Annotated in this window: 1 protein-coding gene; it reads right to left on the reverse strand. The window is 66.7% G+C overall.

Annotated features, from left to right (window positions below; translation table 11 throughout):
* Nucleotides 1–502, reverse strand: a 502-nt coding sequence (locus D3273_RS28020) for an IS66 family transposase (RefSeq protein WP_165359782.1), incomplete at both ends; no start/stop codon positions are given.

Raw genomic sequence — 502 nt, forward strand, 5'->3', positions numbered from 1 at the left:
CCGGGTCGGCTGGCCTTCCAGTTCCAGGGCAGCAGCTCGTCGAGGCGCTTCGCGGGGTGGTCCGGCAGGCGGGCGAGGACGTCGGCAAGCCAAGCCTGCGGATCGACGTCGTTGAGCTTGGCGGTCTCGATCAGCGTGTAGATGGCGGCGGCGCGATAGCCGCCCGCGTCCGAGCCGCAGAACGTCCAGTTCCGTCTGCCGATGGCGATCCCCCGCAACGCGCGCTCCGCCGCGTTATTGCTCATGCAGATCCTGCCGTCGTCGAGGAAGCGGGTGAAGGCCACCCAGCGGCTCAGGATATAGGTGATGGCCTTGGCCGTATCGCTCTTGGCCGAGAGCAGCATTCGTTGTTCCCGAAGGTAGATCTCCAGATCGAGAATGAGTGGCTTCGAGTGCTGCTGTCGTGCCGCGACGCGCTCAGCCGCGCTTCGGCCGTTGATGGTGCGCTCGACGGCGAAGATCTCGTCGATGCGGCGCACCGCTTCGACGGCGATCGGCGCCT

Source organism: Lichenibacterium minor (assembly GCF_004137685.1).
Lineage (GTDB): Bacteria > Pseudomonadota > Alphaproteobacteria > Rhizobiales > Beijerinckiaceae > Lichenihabitans > Lichenihabitans minor.